Genomic DNA, 25594 nt, shown 5'->3' on the forward strand with positions numbered 1-25594 from the left:
CACCATCACCGTTTTCCATTCTCTTTACCGCTGTCCATCCAGATTTTCAGCGGTTAGAATAGCTGACTTCATATAATTGGCATTATATGAAGTCAGGATCCGCAGGATCATCACCTTTGGTTAACATGATGCAGTGTGTCAGCGCCACGCCGTGCATAAAAAACCGGCACTGCTACGTTAAATCTGGCGGGTGATGACCCTGCAACATGCACAGAATTCACGTAGCGACGTCATAAATTAATGAGTAAAACGGACACCCTGCCCGGGATTACCGCCAGCCCGGCCCTGATGCACAGTACTGATGAGGATATTGCTGAACGCCTGAGAGAATTTGTCAGTGATAAAGAAGCGTTTTCTGATAACACGTGGCGACAGTTGCTGAGCGTTATGCGCATCGGCAGCCGCTGGGCGACTGAACATGGCCGGCAATTTTTGCCGATGGATCCTGCCGATCTGCGTGATTATCTGCTATGGCTTCAGGCATCGGGACGCGCCTCTTCGACCATCGCGACTCATGCGGCGTTAATTTCCATGTTACACCGTAACGCCGGTCTGGTGCCGCCCAATGTTTCGCCGCTGGTGTTCCGCGCCGTGAAAAAAATCAATCGCAGCGCGGTGATAGCCGGTGAACGTGCCGGTCAGGCTATCCCCTTTCGCATTCGCGATTTACTTAAGCTGGATCAGCGCTGGGCGGGCTCTGACCGCCTGCAACAGCAGCGCGATCTGGCATTTTTGCATGTGGCTTACGCCACGCTGTTACGCATCAGTGAACTGAGCCGCCTGCGGGTGCGTGACATTTCGCGCTCGGCCGATGGCCGTATCATTCTCGATGTCGCCTGGACCAAAACCATTGTGATGACCGGGGGACTAATTAAGGCACTCGGGGATCTCTCATCACAACGTCTGACCGAATGGCTGGTTGCATCCGGGCTGATCGCTGAACCCGACGCGTTCATTTTTGGCCCGGTGCACCGCGCCAACCAGGCGCAGATTGTCTGCGATAAACCGCTCTCGACCCGCGCGCTGGAGGATATTTTCGTCCGTGCGTGGCGTGAAGCGGGACCGGGCACCGGCTTGCAACCCAATAAGAATCGCTATCGCGGCTGGTCGGGACATAGCACCCGGGTCGGTGCCGCCATCGACATGGCCAGCAATAAGTACAGCACCGCGCAGATCATGCAGGAAGGCACCTGGAAGAAGCCGGAAACGGTGATGCGCTACATTCGCCACGTTGATGCCCATGCCGGGGCGATGGTGGATTTGATGAATGGGCACCTTTAATCACGCGGCTTTGCTTCATAGCCATACCTTTTAGGGTATCAAACAGGCCAATCTTAGTATTGGAATCAACGCTCACCCTGCTTCTAAGATAAATTCAGCCCGGAAACTGGCGGATTATTAACCGATAGTCAGAGGTGAACAACGATGAATAAACCCATTGCAAAATTAAACGACACCCCGGTACGCCGCGGTGGTGATGTCCTGCTGGAAGTGTTAGAGAGCGAAGGCGTTGAGTATGTGTTCGGTAACCCAGGTACGACTGAATTACCGTTCATGGACGCCCTGCTCAGAAATCCCAACATCAACTATGTGCTTGCCTTGCAGGAAGCCAGTGCGGTTGCGATGGCCGATGGTTACGCGCAGGCCGCCGGTAAGCCCGGTTTTCTCAATCTGCACACGGCCGGTGGTCTGGGTCACGGCATGGGCAATCTGCACAATGCGGTTTGCTCGCAAACGCCATTAGTAGTGACGGCTGGCCAGCAGGATTTACGCCACAGCATCACCGATCCCCTGCTGTTGGGGGATTTAGTGAGTATGGGTAAGATTTTTTCCAAATGGTCGAAGGAAGTCACCAGCGTTGACCAGCTGCCAATCCTGGTTCGCCGTGCTTTTCATGATGCGGATGCCGCGCCCAAAGGCCCGGTTTTCCTCTCTTTGCCGATGGATGTGATGGAAGCCATGAGCGCCGTTGACATCGGCGCGCCGTCTAACGTTGATCGTAAAGCGGTCGCAGGTTCACTGCCGCTGTTAGCCAAAAAATTAGCCGCCTTTACCCCCGGCAAGGTCGCGATTATTGCCGGCGATGAGATTCATCAAAGCGGCGCGGCTGCGGAAGTTGTCGCACTGGCTGAGTTGCTGGCCGCTGACGTTTATGGCTCAACCTGGCCGAATCGGATTCCGTATCCCACCGCGCATCCTCTGTGGCGAGGCAATCTCTCTACTCAGGCGACGGACATTGCCAAAGCGCTTGATCAATACGATGCAATCTTTGCGCTCGGCGGTAAATCGCTCATCACCATCCTCTACACCGAGGGACGTGCCGTGCCGGAGCATTGTAAAGTGTTCCAGCTCTCAGCCGATGCAGGCGATTTGGGACGAACTTATCGTAGCGAGCTCTCAACTCTCGGCGATATTAAATTATCGCTGGCGGTGCTGCTACCTGAGCTGAAAGAGGCTACCGCGCATAATCGCCCGGATTATCAGCGTCGTTTCGCGGCTGCGGCAGCACAGTTCGAACAAACTAAAGAGAACTTATTACAGTCGGTACAAGAGCAGCAGTCGGCCACGAAGATCACGCCATTGATCGCCGCATTTGAGGCCGCGCGCGCTATTGGTCCGGATATAACAATTGTTGACGAGGCCATTGCGACCTCACAATCGCTGCGTAGATCGCTGTCGAGTAACAGAGCAGATCAATATGCTTTTATGCGCGGTGGCGGTCTGGGCTGGGGAATGCCCGCTGCAGTGGGATATTCCCTCGGACTGGGCAAAGCCCCTGTTGTCTGTTTTGTGGGGGATGGTGCGGCAATGTATTCGCCTCAGTCGCTGTGGACCGCCGCCCATGAGCAATTGCCGGTAACCTTTATTGTGATGAACAATACTGAATATAATGTTCTTAAGAACTTTATGCGGTCTAAAGAAGATTATACCTCGGCGCAAACCAATCGCTTTATCGCCATGGATTTGGTAGATCCTGTGATTGATTATCAGGCACTTGGCACCGCGCTGGGGCTGAAAACGCGTAAGATTGAGGTGGCTTCACAGATCGCTGCGGCTGTCGAGGAGGCTATCGCCAGCGGTAAACCCAGCCTGATCGAAATCGTGATTGCTAAGAACTGATGCGGGTATCCGATGCCGTGCTTAACTCCTCTGCGAGGGCACGGCATTGGTTAACAAAGTGTTCCAGCGCTGGATTTTTATTATTAGAAGACCACATCAGAATATTTTCTATGGTATTTGCGTCCGCAATTTTCCGATAATTAATGCCTCTTATCTGCGCCGTCGCCATACTTGCCGGAATGATGGCTACCCCTAATCCATGAGCGACGAAATTAACGATGGTTTGCTGGACTGAAACCTCAACGCCAATATGTGGACTAAAACCGGCTTTCAGACATTGATTAAAAATTCTGTCATGAAGCAGCGGCGACATAGGGCGAGGCACAATGATAAACGGGTCATTGGCCAGCGTTTCCAGGGTGAAATTTTCGACATTTGCCTGGGGATGGTCCGCAGGAAGCGCAACAATTAACGGTTCACACAATAACACCAGCGAGTTAATCGCGGAGCTGGTAACTTCCGAAAAGCTGATCGCAACGTCCAGCCGCCCATCCTCTAGCGCAGCGTTTAACCCGGTCGGGATCATTTCCTGGAATTGCAGATCAATACTGGGATAATTCATTCTGTGTTTCATGACCAGCTGTGGCACCACACTGTACGATGCGTACATGGTTGCGCCCAGCTTAATCAATCCCATTTGCCCTTCTGAAACAGCCTGCACATTACTACACGCCTGCTGCATCATTCTTAATACGGCGTAAGCATCTTTCAGGAATTGCTCGCCGGCAAAGGTAAGTTTCATGCCTTTGGCATTACGGGTAAACAGTTTCGCACCCACATCACGTTCGAGCTGGGCTATTTGTCTGCTTAGCGGTGGCTGCGAAATATTCAGTTTTTCTGCTGCCCGGCCTATATTCCCCACTTCTGCCACGGTACAAAAACTCATTAGCTGATTCAGTGTTGGCTTCATGACTACGCTTCTCACGCATAATCTGACAATAGATACGTCAGTGAATCACAATTTAGCCGATATGGCATAGCAATTCGCCATATTGATCCCTATAACGCCGCTGAGGCTGGAATGCCCGTCTGATTACGCAGCGGGTTCCTCACCATAGTGTGACTGCGCGTACCCGGCAAAGCGCCGGATCTCCGGGTTGGCCGCGCCGGTTTTCCAGCACAGGTAGAGTGCCGTCGTGACATCCTGCTGCGCCAGCGGCAGCAGTGCCACATCCTGCCGCAAAAATCTCTCCGGGGCGTGGGGGATGAAGGTCACGCCCAGCCCCAGCGCGGCGAGGTCGACGGCGGTGGCCACATCGCGCGCGCGGAGCACGCTGGCGGGAATCTGCCTGGCGGCGGCATAGAGATTAAGTACCGCGCCACCCAGCCCGATACCTTCCGGATCTTCCTGCAAAATCAGCGGTTCCGCCGCTAAATCAGCCAGCGTGACGCAGGTCTGCTGCGCCAGCGCATGGTCGTCGGCCAGCACCGCACACAGCGAGGTTTGATGCAGAATTTGCCGGCTAATCTGGCGACGTTCGGGCAGCGGCCCGCGCAGGATGCCGATATCCAAATCGCCGCTCTCCAGCAGGCTTAACTGTTGGTTGACGCTGTACTCCACGGGTTGCAGCGCGATCAGGGGAAAATCACGTCTGAAGGCACGGATAATTTTGACCAGCGCCGGCTCCAGCATGGACGTGCCCACATAGCCTATGCGTAACATGCCGCGTCGTCCGGCGGCCACCTGCTTAATCGTGTCCTGCAGATGCTCCACACGCTGCACCGTCTGCTGGACTTCCCCGAGCAGCAATGCGCCTTCGCGCGTCAGACTCACCTTACGCTTGTCGCGCGCAAATAACTTCACGCCCCACTGCTGCTCCAGTGCCTGAATATGCTGAGACAACGCCGGTTGCGTGAGGTTAACCGCCGCCGCCGCCCGTGCGAAATGCAGCGTATCGGCGAGTGCCAGAAAAGAACGCAGCTTACGGTAATCCATGCCACACCTGATAAGGATTCGTTATTAATAAAAGTATAATACCAATTAGACCCTAATTAGCGAGCGCATTATCTTTGCCTGCAGGACGGCGACGGCAGGAACGCGCCGGAAATTTTTGCCTTTCACAGGAGGCCTTATGCGCATCATTGTCGGCATAACCGGCGCCACCGGTGCCCCACTCGCGCTGCGATTACTACGGCAGCTGGCGGACATTCCGCACATCGAAACGCATCTCATTTTGTCACGCTGGGGAAAAGTGACGCTGGAACATGAAACCAACTGTTCTCTCAATGAAATCAAACAGCTGGCCGATGTGTTTCATCCCGCCGGTGACCAGGCCGCCACTCTCTCTTCGGGCTCATTTGTCACCGATGGGATGGTGATTATTCCCTGCAGCATGAAAACGCTGGCCGGTATCCGCAGCGGGTATGCGGAAGGGCTGATTGGCCGCGCCGCCGATGTCATCCTGAAAGAGCAGCGCAAACTGATTCTGGTACCGCGCGAAACCCCGCTCAACACCATTCATCTGGAAAACATGCTGGCGCTGTCACGCATGGGCGTCAGCCTGATTCCCCCTGTGCCGGCCTGGTACAACCATCCGGCCACGATTGCTGATGTGGAAAATCATATCGTGGGTCGCGTGCTGGATCAGCTTGGCATCGACACTGCTGGCGCCACGCGCTGGCAGGGTTTGCATCCCGCCAGTGATGACCAGACACTCTCAAACTAAGGAACAAGCCTATGTCAAACACATCTTCCTCTTCGCACAGCAGTGAGGTTTACGATCTGCGTTCTGCCATCGAACTGCTGAAACAATTTGATGGTGAGTATATTGAGACCGATGAACCGGTGAATCCCGAAGCGGAACTGTCCGGTGTCTATCGTTACGTTGGCGCGGGCGGTACCGTGATGCGTCCCACGCAGACCGGACCGGCGATGGTGTTTAATCACATCAAAGGTTACGACAACTTTCGCGTACTGATTGGCTTGCTGGCTTCACGGCAGCGCGTGGCGCGCCTGCTAGGAGTGCCGAAAGAAAAGCTGGCGCATCTGTTGCGTTCATCGGTACACAACGCCATTGCACCGGTGGAAATAAGCCAGCAGCAGGCGGTTTGTCAGGAAGTGGTGCACCTCGCCGCGGACGACGGTTTTGATATCCGCCGCCTGCTGCCCGCGCCAACCAACACGCCTGAAGATGCCGGCCCCTATTTCACCATGGGGATGTGTTATGCCGCCGATCCGGAAACCGGCGAACATGACGTCACTATTCACCGCTTGTGTGTTCAGGGCAAAGATGAGATCTCGATGTACTTTGTGCCAGGCCGCCATCTTGATCAGTTCCGCATTAAGGCTGAGCAGGCGGGCAAAGCGTTGCCGATTACCATCAGTATTGGCGTCGATCCGGCCATCGAAATTGGCGCGTGTTTCGAGCCGCCGACCACGCCGCTCGGTTTTGATGAGCTGGCGATAGCCGGTGGTCTGCGCGGTCGGGCGGTTGAGCTGGTTAAGGGTGTCGCCGTTGATGCCCGCGCCATTGCCCATGCAGAGATCGTGATTGAGGGTGAACTGGTGCCGGATTATCGCGTACAGGAAGATCAGCATACCCATAGCGGTAAAGCGATGCCGGAATTCCCGGGTTATACCGGTGAAGCGCAGGCGGCAGTGCCGGTGATTAAAGTAAAAGCCGTGACGCACCGCAAAAATCCCATCCTGCAAACCTGCATCGGACCGAGCGACGAGCACACCAATCTGGCCGGAATCCCGACCGAAGCCAGCATTCTTGATATGGTTGAGCGTGCGTTACCGGGTCTGGTGAAGAATGTGCATTGCCCTTCGCCAGGCACCGGGAAATATGTTGCGGTGCTGCAAATCAATAAGCGCGGCCCGCAGGATGAGGGACGCCAGCGTCAGGCCGCCCTGCTGGCTTTCTCGGCCTTTTCAGAGCTGAAGCACGTGTTCCTGGTCGATGAGGATGTTGATGTGTTCGACTTAAATGACGTGATTTGGGCGATGACCACGCGTTACCAGGGCGACGCAGATACTATCTTTATTCCGGGCGTGCGCTGTCACCCTCTCGATCCGTCACAGGATCCGGCCTTCAGCAACTCGATTCGCGCCCATGGCATTACCTGTAAAACCATTTTTGACTGTACGGTACCGTATGACCTGAAACACAACTTCCAGCGTTCGCAGTTTATGGAAGTTGATGTTTCACGCTTCATTCCAGGTTTTAACCGTTAATCACTCACCGCCCGCCGGGCCTGCGCCTGATTGCGTCCGCTATGCTTGGCCTGGTAGAGCGCCGCATCAGCATGCTCGATCAGGTTGCCGGCCTGATCGTCATGCCAGGTGGTCGCACAGCCCGCGCTGAGCGTCACCTGCGCGTCGGGCAGTGCGGAAGCGGCGTGAGGCAGATGCAGGTCAGCAATCGCCTGTACTGCCTTACGCGCAATATTCAGCGCCGCATGCTGATCGGCACCGGCGAGGATGATGGCAAACTCCTCGCCGCCATAGCGCGCGACCATGTCGCTCTGCCGTAGCTTAAGGCGTTTAAGCGCGTCGGCCACCTGGCGTAAACAGTGATCGCCTGCCACGTGCCCGTAGCGATCGTTGTAGTGTTTGAAGTAGTCAATATCCATCAAAATCAGCGACACCGGTGCTGCTTTTTCCCGCAGATTATGCAAAGCATTCTGCAAAAAGCGGTCAAACTGTCTGCGGTTAGCCAGACCGGTCAGCCCATCGAAAAACGCCAGCTGATCCAGATGGTGATTGGCATCGGCGAGGTCGTTTTTTAGTTTGAGCAGCGCTTCCTGATAATGCTGGCTATGCCGAGCCTGACGAATGACAAACAGTCCCAGCAGGATAATCGCGACCAGCAGCGCCACGTTCAGGGAAATATCCTGCAGTCTTCCTTTCACCCAGCGCAGATACAGATTGCGCTTGTCATAACCCGCCGCGACGACCAGCGGATAGCGTTCTGAGCTGGCGAAACCGAAGATGCGCACCTGCCCATCCAGCGCTGCGTTCCACTCGCCGCTGCCGCGATCGGCTTTCACCAGCATTTGCTGGAACAGATGGCTGGCGGAAAGACTCTTGCCGATGTAGCTGTCGGGCATCGGACGGGCATAAAGCACCGTGCTGTCTGCCAGCATCAGTACCAGCACGTCACGTGGCCCCAGCTCGTAGTAACTGTAAAAACGGCGGAAATAATCCACTTTAATGGTGGCTAACAGGATGCCTTTGAAATCACGCGCGGCATCACTGACGCGCAGGGAAACCGGAATAACCAGATCGCCAGTGCTGCGGCTGCGGATCACCGGGCCGATGTGCAAACTGTCACGGCTGTTGTTGCGGTGATAGCGGAAATATTCACGGTCAGAGTTGTTGGTGCCCACCGGCACGCTGCGCGTGGAGGTGGCGATCCAGCGTCCCTGCTCATCATAGTAAAACAGCCCATGCAGCTGCGGCAGACGGCTTTGCAGATCGCGCATAATCTGGCTCAGGTTGGCGGCGTTAAGTTTTTCCAGCGGCTGCGCCTGCAGGTCGCGCTGCACTTCACGCAGGGCCAGTTCGGTCTGGAGCACGGTATCTTCCGCCTGACGTGACTGTGACAGGGAAAGATTGACCGCCATCTCTTCCGTCTGGCGCACCGCGCCGTGCCAGTCTTCGCGCAGCGTCCACAGGGTGAGCGCAATGATCGCGCATATCAGCAATCCGCCGGACAGCAAAATACTGCGCAGCAGCGAGGAACCTGAAATGATTGCCGCTTCATTTTTCCTTTTAAACGTCATGTTTCACCCTGTTGCTGTCTCAACGCTAAGTTAAGCACATAATCAGCGACGGGATTTTCAGGATTAAAGGCGGTAAAGATGTCAGGCGTGGCGATGGCCGCTGAACGACGGGTGAATGCTGCATAAATCGCCAGCGATCAGCGCGCGTCTCACTCGCTGCTCATCGTGATGACCACCTTACCGAAAGGCCCCCGGTCCAGATGGTCCAGCGCTGATGGCAGGTCAGAAAACGCGTACACCGAGTCGATCACCGGCTTTATGCCGGTCCGATCAACGGCACGGATCAGGCGTGTGAGTGCGCAACGGCTACCAGTGCCGATACCATGAAGGGTCACGTCTTTCATCATCAGCGGCATTGCCGGTGAGCTGAAGTCAAAGCCCTCAAGCGCGCCGATCTGGCAGATGTGCCCACCGACCGCCGCCAGCTGCACGGATTTCCCCAGATGATCGCCACCGATAACTTCAAGGATATGATCGGCACCGTGATTGGCGGTGATGCGGTAAATTTCTTCCATCCAGTCTTCCCGGTGGCGATCCACATAATGGTCGGCACCCAGCGCTTTCGTCCGGTCGGCGTTGCTGGCTCTGCCGGAGACGATCACCTGCGCGCCATGCGCTTTGGCAATCTGCAAACCAAACAGGGCAACCCCGCCGGTACTGGGAATCAGCACAATGTCGCCAGCCTGCACGCCGGCACGTTCGACCAGCGCAAACCAGGCGGTGAGACCGGCACAGGGCAATGTGGCAGCCTGAATCGGGTTAAGCGTCGCGGGGGCGGTAACCAGCCACGCTTCCGGCATAACCACATATTCAGCCAGCACGCCGGGATAATAACCGCCCAGCGTTTTATAGGCCGGCGTGCGCGCATCGCCGGGACGCACACCGTCGATCCAGTCGGGCGTGAACGTTGAGATAACCCGGTCACCGGTGCTGAAGCGGCTGACACCTTCCCCCCGGCCAACAACGACGCCGGCCAGATCGGAACCCGGTGTAAAAGGAAACGCAAGCGGCAGGCCCCGGCCATTCTCAATCACCATCTTGTCCCGGTGATTCAGGGCGACGGCTTCAACTTTCACCAGCACCTGCTGCGGACCCGGAACCGGCATCGCGACCGTTCTCAGTTCGAGGTTATCGCGCCCGATGGCGTCTGTTTCCCAGCGTCGCATGTGTTTTGTCATCGTAAAGCCCTTCCAGGTCATTAATTTTGTTGGTGTTGTTAGTCTCCGGCTTCTGATTATGAATAACAATACGCTATAATCGACACAGCTTGTTGAGCCGGGAAGCAATAATGAAAGGCAGCGAATATAGCGAACTCCGGGCATTTGTGTGTGTCGCGGAGGAACGCAGTTTCAGACGGGCGGCGCAGCGCCTGGGTGTGTCGCCCTCCGCGCTGAGTCATACCATCCGCGCGCTCGAGGAGCGTTTGGGTAGCCGGTTACTCAACCGGACCACCCGCAGCGTGGCGCCGACAGAAGCAGGACAGGCCCTGCTCAATCGCCTGATGCCGGCGATGGCGGAGATCGCCTCGGCCGTCAGGGACGTCGGTGCCTGTCAGGAGGAGCCGCGTGGACGGGTTCGCATCAATCTGCCGCGTATTGCTGCCCGCATGTTGATTGCGCCCATGCTGCCGTCATTCAGGGAGAACTATCCGCATGTCTCTCTTGATGTGGTTATTGATGACAGCCTCACAGACATTGTCGGCAAGGGATTCGATGCCGGCATTAGATCGGGACAACTCGTGCAGCAGGATATGATTGCCGTGCGGCTGACGCCCGACATGCGGATGATTGTGGTCGGTTCCCCGGACTACTTTTCACGCCATCCCGAGCCACAACATCCGCAGGATTTGCGCCAGCATCAATGCCTGACCTATCGCTGGGCCGATACCGGTGTGCTGCAACGTTGGGAATTTCAGGGGCCGGCAGGCGCGCACAGCGTGAATGTTGAAAGCATTGTCACCGCCAACGAAACGGATTTTGTGCTCGACGCGGCGTTAAAAGGAACCGGGCTGGCCTATATCAGCGATCAGTTCGCCCAACCCTGGATTGAACGCGGCGAACTCAGGCAGGTGCTGAGCGAGTGGTCTGCAGTATTTTCAGGGCTTCATCTCTATTACGTTAACAATCCCCATATGTCGGCCTCGCTGAGAGCGTTTATTGATCAGCTAAAATCCTTTGTCGCGACGAGGCGTTGAAATCAGCCAGCGCCATGCTGTTTGTTCGACGACGAATATTAAATCACGCTAATCATTAACCCTGCTATCGTTCCGGTTGTTACCGCCCGTACTTTCTCCCCTGCAACGCGCCTCATCCGCTGCCGCCACGCTTTTAAGGCGATCTAAATTTGCAGCAAAAATTTATTCAATCATTAAATTATATTTATTATATTAGCGAAAATTTAATGTGGACTGGTTGAGGATTACAGTGCTTTTAACAAGGAAATCAGTGATTAGCAGCGCTATCTCTGATGGCGTACTGACAAAAAGAACCCACAGAATGTGCAGGATACTTAATGGTATCGATCAGCACATCAGCATTACACCGGCAAGCGGATTGATTGACTTCCTTAAAGGGATGGAGGTGACCAATGAACAGTACCGGCGCAGTGGAATCGTTAAGGAAAAACGCTCAATTTTTCTCTATAACGAAGGGCTGCTGAATCCGGAAAGCACGCTGTTTCTCGCCCGCAAAGGCCAGGATATCCTCGGCACGCTAAGCGTCATCGCCAATCACAATAACCGTCTGCCGTGCAGCAAACTTTTTCGTGAAGAGATGGCCGCCCTGCAGCTGGAAAAGCGCAAAGTGGTAGAGCTTGGCACGCTGTCGGTACGCTATCAGGCAGACAGTGAAAATATTGTGTTTATGCTGTACCTGAAAATCATGATCTACACCATTTTCATTGAACAGGTGGATGACATCTTTATTCAGGTCAAAGAGAAGGTTGCTGCGTTTTACGAGCGCAATTTCCTGTTCAAACAGGTCGGCGGCACCAAAAAGCACCCGGATTACAGTGATCTCAACGCCACGCTGCTGCGCGTGGACGTGAAAAGTATCCGCGACAAAATTTATGAGCAGCAGTGTTATGGCCCGATGGGCTGGCTGCGCATGCTGCGTGAACTTGGTTTACTGCAGCACTACCGCACGCTGAGCCAGCAGTGCCACAGCTGCCCGCGCTTTACGCCAGATCAGCGGGACGCGGAGCTCTATCAATATCTATGTAATCTGTGACGGCGCCAGCCGTCTCTGCACCGTTTTCGATTTTCACACAGATTACTTGCCGGCATTGCTATCCACGTTGTGCTGCAGGAAGAGTTCTTTTAGCCATTCGATGAAGACCCTGACTCTGGGTGAAAGCTGTCGGTTACGCGGATACAGGACAGAGACGGGAGACGGTTCAGGTGGAAAGGCTTTGAGCAATTCGACGAGCGCCCCCGTCTTCAGATCATCTTCCACGTGATAACGCGGCACCTGAATGATGCCGAGTCCCATGCGCGCCACGGATACAAAGGTATCAGCCGCATTGACGGTAATTGAAGTTTTGATCGTCGTAGTGATGCGTTTGCCGTCCACCCTGAATTCCAGAGGGAGTATGCCGCTGCTGCCCGTGGTGCGGAATCCGATCATCCTGTGGCCGGAATGCAGTTCATCCGGATCCGACGGAAGCCCGAATTGGGAGACGTAACCGGGCGAAGCGACCGTGACCTCTTCCAGCGTAGCGACGCAGCGTGCGATCATATCGCTGTCCTGCGGCGTTCCGACACGCAGGACACAATCAATTCCCTCACGCACCAGATCGACCAGCCGGTCACCCTCGCTCAGATAGATTTCGATATCAGGATAAGCTTCGAGAAAACAAGGAAGATGCGGCAGAACAAAATGTCTTGCCAGCGTGCCATGAACATCGACACGCAACAATCCCTTCGGTCGGGCACCGGCAAACGCGCCCTCGGCATCCTCGATATCGTCCAGTATAGAAACGCAGCGCTTGTAGTAGGCTTCACCGTCCAGCGTCGGGCTGACGTGACGCGTGGTGCGTTCCAGCAGCTTAATGCCCAGGCGCGACTCAAGTTGCTTAATCGCGTCCGTTACGGTCGAGCGTGGCAGGCCGAGGTCTTCCGCCGCCCTTGTGAAGCTGCGGCGCGCTACCACACGCGTGAAGACGCGCATCGTATCAATTCTGTCCATGGCATTGTTTGCAATTTTCGGATTCTGATGCCAGATAGTGACTGATTATCCGGAAAAGATACAGTGCTAGATTTCTCCTTGTTCAGGCGCGATACCGCGCGAAAATCGGAGAATACCTATGTCTGCTTCAGAGAAAGTTGCAATCGTAACCGGTGCATCCCGCGGAATTGGTGCCGCCATTGCCAGGCAGCTTGCTGCGGACGGCTTTGCCATCGTGGTGAACTATGCCGGCAACGCAGAGGCTGCTGCCGCCGTGGTTGAGGAGATCGAAGCTGCCGGTGGCAGAGCTATCACCGCGCAGGCGGACGTTGCTGATGCCAGCCAGGTCAAACGCATGTTCGATTTAGCCGAATCTGCGTTTGGTGGTATTGATGTGCTCGTCAATAATGCCGGCGTAATGATGTTGTCTCCGCTGGCCAGCGCCGACGATCAGAGTTTTACCAAGCAGATTGACATCAATCTGAAGGGGACGTTTAACACCCTGCGCGAAGCGGCAAACCGCCTGCGTTCTGGTGGGCGCATCATCAACTTCTCCACGTCGGTTGTCGGGCTTAAGCTTGAGAATTATGGCGTCTATGCCGCGACCAAAGCGGCCGTCGAAACACTGACAACCATCATGTCCAAAGAGATGCGCGGACGCAGCATCACCGTTAATGCCGTCGCGCCCGGTCCGACTGCGACCGACCTCTTCCTCAACGGGAAAAGCGATGAACTGATCGCGCGCATGTCCAAAATGAATCCGCTGGAACGCCTCGGCACGCCTGAGGATATCGCCAGTGTTGTTTCTTTCCTCGCCGGACCACAGGGCAGCTGGATGAACGGACAGATCCTGCGCGCCAATGGCGGAATGGTCTGAGCCGCAAACTGCAGATTGAGTCAAAGGAGTACTGTTATGTCTCAGAAGATTATCTTGGTGACCGGATCGTCAAGCGGCTTCGGTCGCATGACTGCCGAAGCGCTGGCTCGTGCTGGCCATACCGTTTATGCATCGATGCGGGATATTGCGGGCCGTAATGCCACAAATGTCCGCCAGTTAAGCGAACTTTCCACGCGGGAGGGAATTGACCTCCGGCCGCTGGAACTTGATGTTCAGAGCGACATATCGGTTGATGCTGCCATTGAAACGGTAATATCCGCCGCCGGGAAGCTTGATGTGGTGGTACACAATGCCGGCCACATGATGTTCGGCCCGGCCGAAGCCTTCACGCCAGAGCAGTTCGCCCAGCAATATGACGTTAACGTGCTGGGAACGCAGCGCGTCAACCGGGCCATACTGCCGCATATGCGCTCCCGACGTGAAGGCCTGCTGGTCTGGATTTCCAGTTCCAGCGTGACCGGCGGCACACCGCCCTATCTGGCCCCTTATTTTGCCGCCAAAGCGGCGATGGATACGCTTGCCGTTCAGTATGCGCGCGAGCTCAGCCGATTCGGCATTGAGACGACAATCATCGTGCCGGGAGCCTTTACCAAAGGGACCAACCATTTTGCCCATTCAGGAAGTCCTGCCGACACCGGGCGTGTCGCGGAGTATGAAGCAGGTCCTTATGCCGGATTCGGCGATGTTGTGCAAAAGACCTTTGCGGGGATAGTGCCGGAGGATGCCGATCCCGCGCGCGTTGCAGCACAGATAACCGATGTTGTCGGTATGCCGTTTGGTACACGTCCATTTCGTGTGCATAACGATCCGTCCGAAGACGGCGCGAATATCGGCTTTGCGGTCATCGACCGTTTGCGCGCCGAAATGCTACATCGGGTTGGATTGTCCGATCTTCTGACGCCAGCGAAAGCACCGTCGTGTGAAGGGTAACAGCCGTGACCGGCGGGATCGCTCGCCGGTCGCTTTACCATGCAAACAGGAGCGCCGGAAATGCACACCGTTGTCATCCTTATCTGTGGCTTTGCGCTATTTGGCATCTTCCTGGCATTTGGATGGCTCTGGCATTTAGAACCTTTTCCCAGTGAGTTAACCACGAAAAGTTTCATCGCCGTCTGGGTGATAATCGCATTCATCAACATGTGGACAGGTATCAACAAAGCCGGCTATGCGTTCAGTGAAGAATTGTCCGTACTGCCGTACGTGTTGCTGCCGCCGGTCATCGCTGCCGGTTTTGTGCTGCTTCTCTGGTAAATTGATTACAAGTAACCAGCAAGCATGACTAATGACGTAAGCTGCTGTTTTAAAGTTAAGTTAACTAACATCGAAACATGATTCGCAGATGGCGATTTATCGCCTGTTTTCGGGTAAACTTACCGGTGATGTTATGGTGAATTTTAAGGATGAAATCCATGAAAATTAGCGAAGAATCACTGCTGGAGTCCGGCTTCAGTCATAAAGATATCCAGAAAATTAAAAATAATACCGAAAATTACGGTGGTTCAATGGGTGATACCATCCAGGATTTGGCAAATCGCTTTATCATAGCGACTTTTGTTGTAACGGGTTGCCTTGCCGTTTTTGTTTTGCTGGTTCTCTTTGGTTCAGCTGAAAACCTTTTCGCTGGCTCTGTCGGGCTACTTTGCGGTATCGCGGTTGCAATATTTGTACAACCGCCGGTGCTTGCCTATAAATCCTGGCGTTATAAAAGAATAAATCGGAGTTAGGTTCAGTTATTCTCAGGGGTCAAAAGGTCAAAAATGACTTTTGCTTTTACACCATAACCAACAATTTTCATCGTTAATTTTGGTTTGCTCATGGTTTCAACTTTTCGGTAATAATCCCGAGGAAGCCATCTGAATAATCGCCACGCACCAGGCTTTCTTGCAAGACCAAAAATACTATAAACACTAGCACTCAAGGTTACTGCATTATAAAATGCCAGCCCTGATTCAGGTTTAAAACCCAGATACTTAGCAGCCTCCATAGAACTGTCTGCAAATATTCCCTCTGATTTGGATTGTTCGCCGTAACGAAGATGGCTGGCCTCTTTTGTGATCCCATTAATACCATCAACAAAAAGTATCGCCCCGGCAAGTATTCCTAAAGGAGTCATTGTCGACATCATGATCATTCCGCCAAACAGCGCTGCACCTGATACCACAATATGAACAGCAGAAATCACATAACCGACAATTTTGTTATTTTCCCGGACGAACTCCACTTTGGCGTAAAGTTTCGCAGTATTCCTGCGCAGCATTTGCCCCTGCTCTGCAAGATTTTCGGTCTCTGCCCTGAGGTTTTCTACGCAGGCCATGCACTCTTCATCAGACTTTGCTCGCCGGGCAATCGAGAACTGCTCTTCAATCACATCCCTTATTTCCTGCACAAACTGGAGTCGTGTAAGTCCATCCCTGATGTGAAACCCGGCTTCACGGTTAGCCGTTTCAATCAGCTTACGGGCTTCAAGATTGACCATCGATTCTGCCCAGGCCCTGTTGCGCCCATTTGAACGCATCATTGCGAGTAGTGCTTCATCCATTTCACAGTTCCTTTGATTAGCCAATAATTCGATAATACTTAATCAGATCCCTCTTTAACATGAGGAGTTATTTTGGACCGCCAGGTTTACGCCTGTCCAGAATTCCTTAGCGTTAGCTTGCGTTCTGTTAAACCTCAGCCCCTGGTTTGAATAAATGGCGCTAGTCAGCCTTAACGGCACGTTAGCCGAACCCGGCACCATTACTTTAATCACTAATAGTATGTTGTAATTAATGGGTGTCATTGCCGCTTACATCTGGCATTGCTGCAAATCCGGCTGCAGCTCCTATGCTGTAGGGAGTCATTAACGTGCGGATATGAGGTATGCATGAGTTTACTGTTTAGCGCGACGCAGCTTGGCGAGTTGTCGCTGGAAAATCGTATTGTGATTGCACCGATGTGCCAATACTCAGCGGAAGAAGGTCAGGCAACGGCCTGGCACCGCATTCATCTGGGCCAGCTGGCGCTCTCCGGCGCGGGACTGCTGATTATCGAGGCAACGGCGGTGGAAGCTATTGGCCGTATCACGCCGGGCGACCTGGGGTTATGGGACGACGCCACTGAAGCCGCGCTGGCCAGCGTGCTGCAGGACGTGCGGCGCTACGCTACCCTGCCGATTGGCATTCAGTTGGGTCACGCCGGGCGCAAAGCGTCCTGTGCTGCGCCATGGCAAGGCGGTGCGCAGCTCTCTGAGGAAAACGGCGGCTGGCAGACCGTCGCGCCGTCTGCGCAGCCGTTTGGACAGGATGAGCGTCCGCCGGCCGCACTCAGCAAACAGGATCTGGCGCAGCTGAAACAGGCCTTTGTCGATAGCGCCCTGCGCGCGGTACGCATCGGCATTGAGCTGGTCGAACTGCATGCTGCGCACGGCTATTTGCTGCACCAGTTTCTGTCGCCGCTCAGCAACCAGCGTGACGATGAATATGGCGGCTCATTAGAGAACCGTCTGCGTTTTCCGCTTGAGGTGTTTAAGGCGCTGCGCGCTGCGCTGCCGGCGGAAATCCCGGTTGGCGTGCGGCTGTCCGCCACCGACTGGATCGAGGGCGGCTGGGATAATCAGCAATCGATTGTTTTCAGCCAGCAGCTCGAAGCCGCAGGCTGCGCCTATATTCACGTCTCCAGCGGGGGGCTGGCACCGCAGCAGCAAATCAGCGTCGGTCCAGGTTATCAGTTGCCATTCGCCCGCGAGATTCGCCAGCAGGTCTCGATTCCGGTGATTGGCGTGGGGCTGATTACCGAACCGAAACAGGCCGAGCAGGCGCTGCAGGAGCAAGATGCCGATTTGATCGCGCTGGCACGCGCGGTGCTGTATGACCCACGCTGGCCATGGCACGCCGCCACCGAACTGGGTGCGCAGGCCAAAGCGCCGCCTCAGTATCTGCGTTCCGAACCGCACGGCCTGAAAGGCACCCTGATTAGCAACCAGTAGTTTCCCTGACCGGCAGCCGCCCGGTTGCCGGTTCTGCTCTGGGAAATTTCACAGATTTCAGCCCATTGTGCGCGACTGCACTGTTTTCGTCTTATGCTTTCCCGGCCAATTAACCAAAAGGAAGATGAGATGAAATTGCAGCATTATTTACTGGGCGGCGCGCTCTGCGCTTTCAGCATGAGCGGCCTGGCCGCTGAGATGAAAAATCCCCTGAGCGTGCATGTGCTGAATCTGCAAACCGGCGTACCGACCGCAGGTATTGAGGTCGAGCTGGATAAGAAACAGGGGGAAGAGTGGGTGAAACTGGCGCAGGGCACCACCAACGAACAGGGACGTATTCCAGCGCTTTACCCGGCGGGCCAGAAGGCGCAGACCGGGATTTACCGCGTAATTTTTAAAACCGGTGACTATTACAAAAAAAACGCTCAGCCGACCTTTTTCCCGGAAATCCCGGTGATGTTCAACCTGGATAATGCCGATCAGCACTACCATATTCCACTGCTGCTCAGCCAGTACGGCTACTCCACCTATCGCGGCAACTAAGCAAAAAAGGCGCTGCGGACGGTATATTTATACCAGTACGTTTTGTTGAACCGTTGCCTCGTTAAGCGATTGAATCAGGCAGGAGAACCTCTATTTCGTTTCTCCTGCCCATTACAGGGTAAGCCTGTTTTTTTTCGACTGGTGTGATTGCTATAGCGTGCTGGCTGACGCATTAAAAACTGCCTGACTCAGCTTTCGCGCTGAGCTGGGTTCTGTGAAATCCAGCGCTCTGTTTTCGCTCTGCTTTCATCGGTTGCCGGGTTAAAGAGCATCATCGTTAAATCCGGCCTGCCTTCAACAGAAAAGGTCGAGAACTCCAGGGCAATCGTCCCCATTTGCGGATGATGCAGCACCTTAAACCCTTCGCCATGCCCGGCCACATCGTTGTTACGCCACAGGCGGGCGAAATCAGCACTTTGAGCGGATAGCTCCTCAACCAGTCGATCAATTTCCTCTGAAGCCCCCAGGCGCGCGGCATCCGCCCGAAAGGCGTTGACGATGAGACGGGCAACGCCCTCCCAGTCGTCTTGCATCCCCCGCGCTTCCTGATCGGTAAACAGCAGGCGCAGAATATTGCGCCGCGAGGGCGGAAGTTGCCCGTAATCCTTCAGCACAACCGTCGCCGGGTGATTCCATGCCACCACATCCCAGGTGGCGGTTTTGATAATCGCCGGAATCGTCAGGCTTTCCAGTACGCGTTGCAGCCGTGGGGTTATGCTGTCGCACCGACTTACCCGGTTTTCTGGCGGATGCCCAAACGCGAGGATAAACAGATGATCGCGTTCGGGAGACGTAAGCCGCAGCCCGGCAGCAATGCGGTTCAGTACCTCACGCGAGGGCGCTCCCCCGCGGCCCTGCTCAAGCCAGGTGTACCAGGTCGGGCTGATATTCGCGAGCTGGGCAACCTCTTCGCGGCGCAGGCCCGGCGTACGGCGGCGGCCGGGCAAAAAACCAAACGAAGCCGGGTCAATTGCCAGACGGCGTGCCCTTAAAAACTCACCCAGCGGATTTTCAGAAAGCAGCGTCATAAATCACCCTGTTAATGTTTATACCCTGATAACTTCACTACTTTAATAGTAAAAGATCCGCGCTTACGCTGTCGCACTAAATCACTCAGGAGACAGGCTATGCGTATTTTTATAACGGGTGCGACGGGCTTTATCGGCTCACGCGTTGTATCGGCCCTGCTGGCTCGCGGCCATCAGGTGACCGGTCTTGTCCGTTCAGAAGAAGCAGCTCAGCGGTTAAAAGATAAGGGCGCCACAGCCCAGCGCGGTACGCTGGAAGATCCCCAGGCGTGGATTGCCGGCATTGACCAATGTGATGCGGTGATCCACACCGCTTTCGATCATGATTTCAGCCGTTTTGTCGAAAATTGCGAAAAAGACCGCCGCGTTATTCGCGCGATTGGCTCTGTGTTACAGGGCAGTCAGCGTCCGCTGCTCATCACTTCTGGTACCGGAATGGGTGATGACGGCGGTGGCCAGCCCGCTCTTGAGCAGAATTTCAACCCGACACACCCTAACCCACGCGTTGCCTCGGAAATGGAAGGCATTAAGCTCCTTGAATCGGGGATCGATCTTCGTGTGGTGCGTTTACCTCAGGTTCACAACACTGAACGTCAGGGATTAATCAGCTATTACATCGCTCTTGCCAGGGAGAAAGGCGCGGCAGCTTATATCGGCGGAGGTGAAAACGCCTGGTGCGCGGCACACGTTGATGACGTCGCCGGGCTGTACGTAAAAGTGCTTGAGCAAGGCGAACGCGGCAAACGGTATCATGCGGTAGCAGAGGAAAGCATTGCCTCACGGCTGATTGCTGAAACCGTGGCAGCAGGCCTGGGTATTCCTGCTGTTTCGCTGAAACCCGATCAGGCCGCGGAGCATTTCGGCTGGTTCGCCGCTTTCGCCAGGCTGGATCTGCGTGCCAGCGGTGCCTGGACGCGCCAGCAGCTCAACTGGCAGCCCAAAGGACCGGGTCTTATCGCTGATTTAAGCAGAGTGAATTATTCAACCCAGTCGTAGCCCCAGTGCCGGGTAGCGGCGCAATTCATTGCATAATTTCAACGCTGCGGCGGGTGGATTCGCGCGATAAATCGCGCCGCTACGAGCTGGTGCTGTGACCGTAAGCGGTGCAATTTATCGCACAATCTACAACGGCGCGGTGGCCAGATTCGCGCGATAAATCGCGCCGCTACGAATACCTATGAACCCCATGGTTCTCGCCACTCAGGCCGCAGCAAATTGCGGTAACACACCCAGCCAGCTCAGCGTCCATGCCAGCACATTCAGCGCGCCGAAAAGCAGCACCAGGCTAATCGCCAGTGGCGTACGCGGCCGATCGGCGAAACGCTGTTGCGCACGCCGCGCCAGCAGCGCCGGAATAATCACCGCCCACAGCGTGGCAAACAGACCGGCAAAACCGATGGCGGCGACGAAGCCATGCGGCCACCATAGCGAAGCGAGCAGCGGCGGCAAAAATGTCAGGCAGGCGGTTTGCAGACGCGCGCGCGGGGAATGCCCCCAGCCGAGGCGGTCGGCGATGAAATCAAACAGGCCTGCCGTCACGCCGAGAAACGAGGCAATCACCGCAAAATGTGAGAACACCGACATCATCAGCGACAACGCGCGCACGTGCAGATGATCGCGCAGCGCGGCCATCAGCGCGGCAATATCTCCACCCTGCTGCACGATGTCAGGAAACGCAGCGCGCGGCAAATTCCCCATGGTGCAGACAATCCAGAACAGGTACAGCGCCAGCGACATCAGCGTACCCAGCACCAGCGCGCGTGTCACCGGCGACTCGCGGCGCTGATAATAACTCACCAGTCCGGTGATGTTACCGTGATAGCCAAAAGAGGCCAGACAGAACGGCAGCACGCCCAGCGCGTAAGGCCAGTAGCTGTCTCCCGGCGCGGCGGCAGCGAACAGTGAGGGCACATCGACCTGGGTTAACAGTCCGCCGAACAGCAAAATCAATAGCAGGATTTTTGCCAGCACGCAGAACGTCATCAAACGACTGACGCCGGTGGTGCCGAGCCATACCACGGCGGCGACACACAACGTCAGCGCGATTTTGGCCCCGGCGGTTGAGAGCGGCACGCCAAGCTGATTCAGCGAGTGCTGGTAAACCGGACCGCTGGCTGAAATATAAGCGTAGGTGAGAATGCCCAGCACAAACAGGATGCTGAGGCCATTGATACTGGCCCAGCCGCGCCCGAGCAAATCGCGCGTCAGCGTATCGTAACCCGCGCCCGGCGGATAATGCAGGCTGACACGCATAAACAGCAGCCCGGAGAGCAGCATTGCGCCCCAGCTGATGCCCAGCAGCAGCAGCGCCCAGCCAAACCACGCTCCGGCCATCACGATCGGCAACGTAAACATACCGGCGCCCACTACCGTCCCACAGATGATCATGGCGCCCCACCATACCGAGGGCTGGCGGCGCGCCATTACGCTCTCCGTCATCACACTTTTCCTTGCACAACATAAAGGCGGCGATGATACACGGGATCGGTAACAAATGTGAGGCGCGGCGGTGACTGACGGGAAGATGGCTGTCAAGAGGTGACAATGTCACATAAAGGCGCACCGGTTAGGGTGCGCCAGCCGCGATGTGGCGGGATTAACGATAAAAAGCCGGACGTGGCGGCATGGTAATCGGGACAATGTCACCGTTGTTCTGTGCCGCAACACAGGCATCGGCCGCCACGGCGGCGGCATAGCCGTCCCACGCCGACGGGCCTGTCATTTTGCCCGACAGCACGTTGTTAATGAAATCCTGCAGCTCAACATCATACGCAGCGATAAAACGCTTTTTCCAGTCGGTCAGAATGCCGGTGGAGAGCTGCGCCGCGTGACGGGTTTGTACTGACATTGGTTCAGGCAGGCGGGCAATGCCGCTCTCGCCAACCACCTCACACTGAATGTCGTAACCATAGGCGCAGTTCACGAAGATCTCGACATCAATGCGGATGCCCTTCGCGGTTTCCAGCAGCACAATCTGCGGATCCTTCAGGTGCGATGACGCGTGGCGGGTCTTGCGTGGGTAAATCACCTGCGCGCTGACATAATCATCGTTCAGCAGCCAGCGCAGCACGTCGAGTTCATGGATCAGCGTATCGGTGATCGCCATATCGGTGGTATAAGCATCGCCAACCGCCGGATTGCGGTGCGCGCAGTGCAGCATTAGCGGCTCACCCAGGGTGCCGCCGTCGATAACCGCTTTCAGCGCGCGATAGCCGCTGTCGTACGGTCGCATAAAACCCACCTGCACCAGTTTTTTGCCCGCGGCAATTTCCGCTTCGACGATATTCATACAGCCCTGCGCGGTCACCGCCAGTGGCTTCTCGCAGAATACCGCTTTGCCGGCTTTGATGGCTGCCAGCACAAACTCTTCATGCGTCGGGCCCCATGAGGTAACCAGAATGGCCTGCACCTCCGGCGCGACGATTAAATCGTGCGCGTTGTCGTAAATCTCCGCCTGCAAGCCGAGCTCGTTAATCACCTGCTCACAGTTGTTGCGATTGATATCATTAAGCGCGACCACGCGCGCATGCTGCAGCACCTGGCTGCAACGACGAATGTGTTCACGGCCGATAGCGCCAGTGCCGATTACACCAATATTGAGTGTCATGCGAGGTTCCTTCAGCGAAATGTCGGATTGGTTAGTGGTTGAGGTAGTCAATGCTGCTGCGGATTTCGCGCGCAATATCCTCAGCGCTCCAGCTCTCCATCACCGAAGAAAACGGCTCAAAAGCATAAACACCGCGATAGCCCATCTCTTCCAGGCGCTGCACCTGCTCGCGGGATTTCAGCAGGTCATCCGCGCTCAGCATGATGCGCTCTTCGTCGGTGAGTTGATGAGTCGGGCGCGCATCCGTTACGCCAGAGAGATGCACCAGGCCGATGTGATTCACGTCTACGCCACCGGCGAAATCCTGTTCAGCGCCTTCGTACAGGTGGTGATGGAAGGTATCGAGTACGATGTTAAACGGCACGCCGGCCTGAGCGATAAGCTGCTGCGCCAGCGCGGTGGAGCGCAGTGAACTCTGCGGAAAACCGAGCGGTTCAACCAGCCCGGCAACACCATATTCGGCAAACAGCGGCGCCAGGGTTTGCAGCGCCTGTACGGTTTGCTCATTACTTACCGGCGTACCATCATTGAGCGGACAGAGTACCAGCGCTTTCGCCCCGGTGGCGCGCGCATCGGCTAACAGCGCGCGCGTTTTTTCCAGCACCGCATCATCTAACTGGTTGAAGGGATATAGCGCGTTGATGGTTTCGATCTCAAGCTGATGCTGCGCTGCCAGGCGACGCACTTCCTCACCGCCTGCGCCGTCGGTCACGCTGCCGCTTTTCATATCGTTGCGTATTTCAACTTTATTTAATCCCAGCTGTTCCACCAGCGCGAAGAATTCCGCCATGCTGAGATGAGGGGCAATTTTACGGTTAACACAGAATCGGTCACTGCTTATTTTGTAGGTCATGATCTTTCCTGGATAATAATCACTGGGTAAGGTTCTGTTTGCTGCAAGGTACTGACATGCCCTGATAGTAAGTTATCTTTTTTGCCCGCTCTGCGGCTTCTTTGAGTGATTTACATCAGCCTGAGCGCCATCTGATCGCCCTCACATTTAGCCTTTGCCGTCATACAATTCATAGAAATAGTGTTCGACCTGTTCCAGGCTGCGCCCTTTGGTTTCCGGGATAGCGCGCAGTACAAACAGGGCGCCGCCGATGCCGATCACGGCGAAGGTGAGAAACGCCCCGGCCAGGCCAAAGGCGGCCAGCAACAGCGGGAAGGCCATGGAAATGGCGAAATTGGCAAACCACAAGGCAAAAACGGCACCACCCATGCAAATTCCGCGCATGCGCGCCGGGAAGATTTCCGACAGCAGCAACCAGGTTACCGGTGACAGCGCGCCCTGCTGAAAACATAAAAACATCAGCATTCCGGCCAGTACCAGATAGGCCCGCAGCAGATTAACCGCACCACCGGCGTGATACTCCGGCATAAGCAGGCACACCGTGGCGATAAAGAACAGGCAGGCGGTACAGCCCATCTGCCCTATCAGCACCAGCGGACGACGGCCAACCTTACCGATTATCACGATCCCCACCAGCGTCATGATTACCGAGATCACGCCGTTGGCGATGGTGGCGAACAACGCCGCATCGTTGCTCAGGCCGGTAGCAGTGAGCATGGTTGGCGCGTAGTACATGATGGTATTCACACCGGTCAGCTGCTGGATGGCGGCAATGCCAATTCCCAGTAAAAACACTTTGCGCAACCATGGCGTGCGCAGGTCACGCAGGCGACCTTTGCCTTGCTGGCGATGCTCTTCGATGGTCTCTTCGATCTCCTCCAGCTCCCACTCTACGTCTTCCGCCGCCCGGGTTTTCTCCAGCACCCTGCGCGCGCCAGCGGTGTTGCCGCGCATGACGTGCCAGCGTGGACTTTCCGGCATAAAGATCATCCCGATCCACAACAGCACGGCGGGTACGGTGGAGATGGCCAGCATCCAGCGCCAGGTATGTTCGCCACCCCAGATTTCATTGAAGGTCGCATTGGAGACATAGGCCAGCAGCTGGCCAGAGACAATCATCAGCTCCTGTAGCGTCACCAGTTGACCGCGTTTATTCGCCGGGGCAATTTCCGCGATATACACCGGCACAGTGGCAGCCGCCCCGCCAACGGCAATACCAAGAAACAGGCGTGACGCAATCATCGTCACCACATCAGGTGCGAAGGCAGAGCCGACCGCGCCGAGGGCAAAAATAAAGGCCAGCGTGATGATGATTTTGCGGCGGCCGAGGGCATCCGCGAAGTGCCCTGCCAGCAGTGCGCCAAAGGCAGCGCCGAATAACAGTGAACTGGTCACCAGCCCGGTAGTGAACGGCGTGAGATGTAAATCGCTGCGCATGAACAGCAGCGCGCCGGATACCACGCCGGTATCGTAACCAAACAGCAACCCGCCGAGTGTCGCCACCAGCGCGATGATTTTTACGAAGGGTTCGGTTTTTGTTGTGCTGTTGGGGCCGGACGCGGTGTTGGTGGAGAGATAAAGTTCTTTTTCCATAATACCTCCTGGTAAAAAATGCGTTAGGAAAAGCATCAGAACAAAGCAGCGCGTCCAGGCTATCGGCATTTTTATTTCATGTTAATTTATATTTG

Annotated in this window: 24 protein-coding genes; 13 read left to right on the plus strand and 11 right to left on the minus strand. The window is 55.5% G+C overall.

What is annotated here, in order from left to right; genetic code table 11:
* Positions 1-240 precede the first annotated feature (240 nt).
* Both E7738_RS19070 and E7738_RS19075 read left to right on the plus strand, forming a co-directional pair.
* Positions 241-1281: a tyrosine-type recombinase/integrase gene (locus E7738_RS19070; RefSeq protein WP_104093278.1), complete on the plus strand. Its 1041-nt coding sequence runs from the start codon at positions 241-243 to the stop codon at positions 1279-1281.
* A gap of 144 nt (positions 1282-1425) precedes the next feature.
* Complete coding sequence (locus E7738_RS19075; RefSeq protein WP_058770178.1) at positions 1426-3120, plus strand: thiamine pyrophosphate-binding protein; 1695 nt, start codon at positions 1426-1428, stop codon at positions 3118-3120.
* Here E7738_RS19075 and E7738_RS19080 read toward each other — a convergent pair.
* Positions 3110-4030, minus strand: a complete 921-nt coding sequence (locus E7738_RS19080) for a LysR family transcriptional regulator (protein ID WP_241798443.1) — start codon at positions 4028-4030, stop codon at positions 3110-3112. The genes E7738_RS19075 and E7738_RS19080 overlap by 11 nt on opposite strands.
* 123 nt (positions 4031-4153) lie before the next feature.
* A complete protein-coding gene (locus tag E7738_RS19085; protein ID WP_338671148.1) occupies positions 4154-5056 on the minus strand; it encodes a LysR family transcriptional regulator in 903 nt (300 codons plus the stop codon).
* A 136-nt stretch (positions 5057-5192) separates the two neighbouring features.
* Between E7738_RS19085 and E7738_RS19090 the strand changes: the two genes are divergently transcribed.
* Positions 5193-5786, plus strand: coding sequence for a UbiX family flavin prenyltransferase (locus tag E7738_RS19090; RefSeq protein ID WP_394516475.1), 594 nt, complete (start codon positions 5193-5195; stop codon positions 5784-5786).
* An 11-nt stretch (positions 5787-5797) separates the two neighbouring features.
* Entirely contained in the window at positions 5798-7297 is a 1500-nt protein-coding gene (locus E7738_RS19095) for a UbiD family decarboxylase (protein WP_394516476.1), read from the plus strand.
* Here the strand turns inward: E7738_RS19095 and E7738_RS19100 are convergent.
* Positions 7294-8847, minus strand: coding sequence for a GGDEF domain-containing protein (locus tag E7738_RS19100; protein ID WP_394516477.1), 1554 nt, complete (start codon positions 8845-8847; stop codon positions 7294-7296). The two genes, E7738_RS19095 and E7738_RS19100, sit on opposite strands and share 4 nt — an antisense overlap.
* A gap of 149 nt (positions 8848-8996) precedes the next feature.
* Positions 8997-10025 (minus strand): zinc-dependent alcohol dehydrogenase family protein, encoded by a 1029-nt coding sequence (locus tag E7738_RS19105; RefSeq protein ID WP_394516478.1) that lies wholly within the window; start codon positions 10023-10025, stop codon positions 8997-8999.
* A gap of 110 nt (positions 10026-10135) precedes the next feature.
* Between E7738_RS19105 and E7738_RS19110 the strand changes: the two genes are divergently transcribed.
* Together E7738_RS19110 and E7738_RS19115 are read left to right on the plus strand one after the other, a co-directional pair.
* Positions 10136-11041: a LysR family transcriptional regulator gene (locus E7738_RS19110; RefSeq protein ID WP_241798441.1), complete on the plus strand. Its 906-nt coding sequence runs from the start codon at positions 10136-10138 to the stop codon at positions 11039-11041.
* Positions 11042-11342: 301 nt separating this feature from the next.
* Positions 11343-12074, plus strand: a complete 732-nt coding sequence (locus tag E7738_RS19115) for an N-acyl amino acid synthase FeeM domain-containing protein (RefSeq protein ID WP_241798229.1) — start codon at positions 11343-11345, stop codon at positions 12072-12074.
* A 42-nt stretch (positions 12075-12116) separates the two neighbouring features.
* Here the strand turns inward: E7738_RS19115 and E7738_RS19120 are convergent, their stop codons facing one another.
* Entirely contained in the window at positions 12117-13031 is a 915-nt protein-coding gene (locus tag E7738_RS19120) for a LysR family transcriptional regulator (RefSeq protein ID WP_241798228.1), read from the minus strand.
* A gap of 118 nt (positions 13032-13149) precedes the next feature.
* Between E7738_RS19120 and E7738_RS19125 the strand changes: the two genes are divergently transcribed.
* The 4 genes from E7738_RS19125 to E7738_RS19140 all read left to right on the plus strand — a co-directional run bounded on the left by E7738_RS19125 (position 13150) and on the right by E7738_RS19140 (position 15632).
* Complete coding sequence (locus E7738_RS19125) at positions 13150-13887, plus strand: SDR family oxidoreductase (RefSeq protein ID WP_058770188.1); 738 nt, start codon at positions 13150-13152, stop codon at positions 13885-13887.
* Positions 13888-13923: 36 nt separating this feature from the next.
* Positions 13924-14838, plus strand: coding sequence for an SDR family oxidoreductase (locus tag E7738_RS19130; protein WP_141495986.1), 915 nt, complete (start codon positions 13924-13926; stop codon positions 14836-14838).
* A gap of 60 nt (positions 14839-14898) precedes the next feature.
* Positions 14899-15159 carry a hypothetical protein gene (locus E7738_RS19135; RefSeq protein ID WP_125311794.1) on the plus strand — a complete coding sequence of 87 codons (261 nt, stop codon included), beginning with the start codon at positions 14899-14901 and terminating at the stop codon, positions 15157-15159.
* Between the two features lie 158 nt (positions 15160-15317).
* Complete coding sequence (locus E7738_RS19140; RefSeq protein WP_241798227.1) at positions 15318-15632, plus strand: hypothetical protein; 315 nt, start codon at positions 15318-15320, stop codon at positions 15630-15632.
* 2 nt (positions 15633-15634) lie between these two features.
* Here the strand turns inward: E7738_RS19140 and E7738_RS19145 are convergent, their stop codons facing one another.
* Entirely contained in the window at positions 15635-16447 is an 813-nt protein-coding gene (locus tag E7738_RS19145) for a DUF4225 domain-containing protein (protein WP_394516479.1), read from the minus strand.
* A gap of 327 nt (positions 16448-16774) precedes the next feature.
* Between E7738_RS19145 and E7738_RS19150 the strand changes: the two genes are divergently transcribed.
* Positions 16775-17875: an NADH:flavin oxidoreductase/NADH oxidase gene (locus tag E7738_RS19150; RefSeq protein WP_394516480.1), complete on the plus strand. Its 1101-nt coding sequence runs from the start codon at positions 16775-16777 to the stop codon at positions 17873-17875.
* A 129-nt stretch (positions 17876-18004) separates the two neighbouring features.
* On the plus strand, positions 18005-18418 hold the full coding sequence (gene uraH / locus E7738_RS19155) for a hydroxyisourate hydrolase (RefSeq protein ID WP_058759144.1): 414 nt from the start codon (positions 18005-18007) through the stop codon (positions 18416-18418).
* A 188-nt stretch (positions 18419-18606) separates the two neighbouring features.
* Here the strand turns inward: uraH and E7738_RS19160 are convergent, their stop codons facing one another.
* Positions 18607-19446, minus strand: a complete 840-nt coding sequence (locus E7738_RS19160; protein WP_394516481.1) for a helix-turn-helix transcriptional regulator — start codon at positions 19444-19446, stop codon at positions 18607-18609.
* Between the two features lie 99 nt (positions 19447-19545).
* On the opposite strand from E7738_RS19160, the gene E7738_RS19165 reads away from it, so the two are divergent.
* Entirely contained in the window at positions 19546-20442 is an 897-nt protein-coding gene (locus E7738_RS19165; RefSeq protein WP_394516482.1) for an SDR family oxidoreductase, read from the plus strand.
* 204 nt (positions 20443-20646) lie between these two features.
* On the opposite strand, the gene E7738_RS19170 is transcribed toward E7738_RS19165, so the two are convergent.
* The 4 genes from E7738_RS19170 to E7738_RS19185 all read right to left on the minus strand — a co-directional run bounded on the left by E7738_RS19170 (position 20647) and on the right by E7738_RS19185 (position 25499).
* Complete coding sequence (locus E7738_RS19170) at positions 20647-21885, minus strand: aromatic amino acid transporter (RefSeq protein ID WP_058776358.1); 1239 nt, start codon at positions 21883-21885, stop codon at positions 20647-20649.
* Positions 21886-22042: 157 nt separating this feature from the next.
* A complete protein-coding gene (locus tag E7738_RS19175) occupies positions 22043-23053 on the minus strand; it encodes a Gfo/Idh/MocA family oxidoreductase (protein ID WP_104093294.1) in 1011 nt (336 codons plus the stop codon).
* Positions 23054-23084: 31 nt separating this feature from the next.
* The gene (locus E7738_RS19180; RefSeq protein ID WP_394516483.1) at positions 23085-23906 is read right to left on the minus strand and encodes a TIM barrel protein; all 822 of its coding nucleotides are present in this window, start codon (positions 23904-23906) and stop codon (positions 23085-23087) included.
* Positions 23907-24053: 147 nt separating this feature from the next.
* On the minus strand, positions 24054-25499 hold the full coding sequence (locus tag E7738_RS19185) for a sugar porter family MFS transporter (RefSeq protein ID WP_394516484.1): 1446 nt from the start codon (positions 25497-25499) through the stop codon (positions 24054-24056).
* Between the last annotated feature and the right edge of the window lie 95 nt (positions 25500-25594).

This window comes from Pantoea sp. SGAir0430 (genome assembly GCF_043549295.1).

What these genes read in the sequence shown, in the direction of transcription:
- E7738_RS19070 (WP_104093278.1), top strand. Translation starts at nt 241, where the DNA reads ATGAGTAAAACGGACACCCTGCCCGGGATTACCGCCAGCCCGGCCCTG.
- E7738_RS19075 (WP_058770178.1), top strand. Translation starts at nt 1,426, where the DNA reads ATGAATAAACCCATTGCAAAATTAAACGACACCCCGGTACGCCGCGGT.
- E7738_RS19080 (WP_241798443.1), bottom strand. Translation starts at nt 4,030, where the DNA reads ATGAAGCCAACACTGAATCAGCTAATGAGTTTTTGTACCGTGGCAGAA.
- E7738_RS19085 (WP_338671148.1), bottom strand. Translation starts at nt 5,056, where the DNA reads ATGGATTACCGTAAGCTGCGTTCTTTTCTGGCACTCGCCGATACGCTG.
- E7738_RS19090 (WP_394516475.1), top strand. Translation starts at nt 5,193, where the DNA reads ATGCGCATCATTGTCGGCATAACCGGCGCCACCGGTGCCCCACTCGCG.
- E7738_RS19095 (WP_394516476.1), top strand. Translation starts at nt 5,798, where the DNA reads ATGTCAAACACATCTTCCTCTTCGCACAGCAGTGAGGTTTACGATCTG.
- E7738_RS19100 (WP_394516477.1), bottom strand. Translation starts at nt 8,847, where the DNA reads ATGACGTTTAAAAGGAAAAATGAAGCGGCAATCATTTCAGGTTCCTCG.
- E7738_RS19105 (WP_394516478.1), bottom strand. Translation starts at nt 10,025, where the DNA reads ATGACAAAACACATGCGACGCTGGGAAACAGACGCCATCGGGCGCGAT.
- E7738_RS19110 (WP_241798441.1), top strand. Translation starts at nt 10,136, where the DNA reads ATGAAAGGCAGCGAATATAGCGAACTCCGGGCATTTGTGTGTGTCGCG.
- E7738_RS19115 (WP_241798229.1), top strand. Translation starts at nt 11,343, where the DNA reads ATGTGCAGGATACTTAATGGTATCGATCAGCACATCAGCATTACACCG.
- E7738_RS19120 (WP_241798228.1), bottom strand. Translation starts at nt 13,031, where the DNA reads ATGGACAGAATTGATACGATGCGCGTCTTCACGCGTGTGGTAGCGCGC.
- E7738_RS19125 (WP_058770188.1), top strand. Translation starts at nt 13,150, where the DNA reads ATGTCTGCTTCAGAGAAAGTTGCAATCGTAACCGGTGCATCCCGCGGA.
- E7738_RS19130 (WP_141495986.1), top strand. Translation starts at nt 13,924, where the DNA reads ATGTCTCAGAAGATTATCTTGGTGACCGGATCGTCAAGCGGCTTCGGT.
- E7738_RS19135 (WP_125311794.1), top strand. Translation starts at nt 14,899, where the DNA reads ATGCACACCGTTGTCATCCTTATCTGTGGCTTTGCGCTATTTGGCATC.
- E7738_RS19140 (WP_241798227.1), top strand. Translation starts at nt 15,318, where the DNA reads ATGAAAATTAGCGAAGAATCACTGCTGGAGTCCGGCTTCAGTCATAAA.
- E7738_RS19145 (WP_394516479.1), bottom strand. Translation starts at nt 16,447, where the DNA reads ATGGATGAAGCACTACTCGCAATGATGCGTTCAAATGGGCGCAACAGG.
- E7738_RS19150 (WP_394516480.1), top strand. Translation starts at nt 16,775, where the DNA reads ATGAGTTTACTGTTTAGCGCGACGCAGCTTGGCGAGTTGTCGCTGGAA.
- uraH (WP_058759144.1), top strand. Translation starts at nt 18,005, where the DNA reads ATGAAATTGCAGCATTATTTACTGGGCGGCGCGCTCTGCGCTTTCAGC.
- E7738_RS19160 (WP_394516481.1), bottom strand. Translation starts at nt 19,446, where the DNA reads ATGACGCTGCTTTCTGAAAATCCGCTGGGTGAGTTTTTAAGGGCACGC.
- E7738_RS19165 (WP_394516482.1), top strand. Translation starts at nt 19,546, where the DNA reads ATGCGTATTTTTATAACGGGTGCGACGGGCTTTATCGGCTCACGCGTT.
- E7738_RS19170 (WP_058776358.1), bottom strand. Translation starts at nt 21,885, where the DNA reads ATGACGGAGAGCGTAATGGCGCGCCGCCAGCCCTCGGTATGGTGGGGC.
- E7738_RS19175 (WP_104093294.1), bottom strand. Translation starts at nt 23,053, where the DNA reads ATGACACTCAATATTGGTGTAATCGGCACTGGCGCTATCGGCCGTGAA.
- E7738_RS19180 (WP_394516483.1), bottom strand. Translation starts at nt 23,906, where the DNA reads ATGACCTACAAAATAAGCAGTGACCGATTCTGTGTTAACCGTAAAATT.
- E7738_RS19185 (WP_394516484.1), bottom strand. Translation starts at nt 25,499, where the DNA reads ATGGAAAAAGAACTTTATCTCTCCACCAACACCGCGTCCGGCCCCAAC.